Origin of the sequence: Frankia sp. R82 (assembly GCF_023716925.1) — a bacterium.
Lineage (GTDB): Bacteria > Actinomycetota > Actinomycetes > Frankiales > Frankiaceae > Frankia.
Genome location: NZ_JAMQQG010000157.1, coordinates 1 through 1,406 on the forward strand (window position 1 = coordinate 1; position 1,406 = coordinate 1,406).

At 68.1% G+C, this 1,406-nt stretch carries 1 protein-coding gene; it reads left to right on the top strand.

Going from position 1 to position 1,406, the window contains the following annotated elements:
- Positions 1-64 precede the first annotated feature (64 nt).
- Positions 65-1,366: an IS256 family transposase gene (locus ND747_RS16335; protein WP_251734468.1), complete on the top strand. Its 1,302-nt coding sequence runs from the start codon at positions 65-67 to the stop codon at positions 1,364-1,366.
- Positions 1,367-1,406: the final 40 nt, after the last annotated feature.

A 1,406-nucleotide genomic window follows, 5' to 3' on the forward strand; every position in this document is an offset into this window, starting at 1 on the left:
GGGACTGTACGAGTAACGGTGTGACCCTGATCAGGGAGAACACCCGATGACGATCATGACTGACATGGCGGACACTGCCGAGGTGTCTACCCAGGAGCCTGTCGACCGGTCCCGTATCTCGAAGGCGACACCGGCGGGACTGGACCCCGCTCTCGTCACGCAGCTGGTGGCCCAGGCCCGCGAGCAGGGCGTGCAGCTCTCCGGCGAGGGCGGGCTGCTCGCACAGCTCACGAAGATCGTGCTGGAGTCCGCGCTCGACGGAGAACTCACCGAGCACCTCGGCTACGACCGGCACGATCCGGCCGGAGCGAACAGCGGGAACTCCCGCAACGGCACCCGGTCCAAGACCGTGCTCACCGACGTGGGACCGGTCGAGATCGATGTGCCGCGGGACCGGGCGGGGTCGTTCGAGCCGGCCATCGTGCGTAAGCGGCAGCGGCGGCTGTCCGGGGTCGAGGACCTGGTGCTGTCCCTGTCCGCCAAGGGGCTGACGACCGGGGAGATCTCCGCGCATCTGGCCGAGGTGTACGGCGCGCAGGTCTCGAAGCAGACGATCTCCACGATCACCGAGAAGGTGATGGATGGCATGATCGAGTGGCAGAACCGGCCTCTGGACTCGGTGTATCCGGTGGTGTTCCTCGACGCGATCAACGTCAAGATCCGGGACGGGAAGGTCGCGAACCGGCCGGTCTACGTCGCCCTGGCCGTGACCGCCGAGGGTACCCGCGACATCCTCGGCCTGTGGGTCGGGGACGGCGGCGAGGGAGCGAAGTTCTGGTTGCAGGTCTGCACCGAGCTGCGCAACCGCGGCGTCGAGGACGTGCTCATGGCCGTCTGCGACGGGCTGAAGGGCCTGCCCGACGCGATCGAGCAGGTCTGGCCCCGCACCGTGGTGCAAACCTGCGTGATCCACCTGCTGCGTAACAGTTTCCGCTACGCCGCCCGGCAGGACTGGGACGCGGTCGCGAAGGCTCTGCGGCCGGTCTACACCGCCCCGACCGAGGCCGCCGCGACCGAACGGTGGCTGGAGTTCGCCGAGGCCTGGGGCACCAGGTACCCGGCGATTGTGCGGTTGTGGGAGAACGCCTGGGCGGAGTTCACCCCGTTCCTGGCCTTCGACGCGGAGATCCGCCGGGTGATCTGCTCGACCAACGCCATCGAGAGCGTCAACGCCCGGATCCGCCGCGCCGTCCGCGCCCGCGGACACTTCCCGAACGAGACCGCCGCGCTGAAGTGCATCTACCTGGCGGTCATGAGCCTCGACCCCACCGGGCAGGGCCGCAAGCGCTGGGTCATCCGCTGGAAGGGCGCTCTGAACGCCTTCGACGTCGCCTTCGACGGGCGACTCACCGCTGGCCGCAAGTAGTCCGATTCACCACAGTTACACCATTACCTGGACAGACCCG

Coding starts and splice junctions, on each gene's coding strand:
- ND747_RS16335 (WP_251734468.1), top strand. CDS start 65: ATGGCGGACACTGCCGAGGTGTCTACCCAGGAGCCTGTCGACCGGTCC.